At 39.6% G+C, this 316-nt stretch carries 1 protein-coding gene; it reads right to left on the reverse strand.

Annotation, left to right across the window (positions count from 1 at the left end; all coding sequences use genetic code 11):
- On the reverse strand, positions 1 to 316 hold a 316-nt coding region (locus ACFIN0_RS09885), incomplete at both ends, for an autotransporter outer membrane beta-barrel domain-containing protein (protein ID WP_375702468.1).

Consider the following 316-nt stretch of genomic DNA (forward strand, 5'->3'; position numbering starts at 1 on the left):
AGTACATATTGATAAGGCAATCCCGCCATTGTGACATAGCCATTTGCCAGCTTGAAGGATGATTCATTTGCTTGTCCAGAGACTTGAATGAGTGAAAGTCCCCGTGCGTTTAAGGGAAGGGAATCCTCAGTCTCTGATTTTCTATTGTTTGAAAGATGATTAAAATAAATTGTTGTGGTTCCAGAGATATTTCCATGAATAAGAAGGCGGTCAGTTTTTTGTTGTTCTGTTTCTAAACCATCACTCCACTCGGTATTGAAATACAACCTTGCATTACCCGTTGCATAATAGGCTGTTTCTACAGTAGGGACCATAT

The organism is Bartonella sp. AA89HNZF, from assembly GCF_042196905.1.
Classification (GTDB): Bacteria; Pseudomonadota; Alphaproteobacteria; order Rhizobiales; family Rhizobiaceae; genus Bartonella.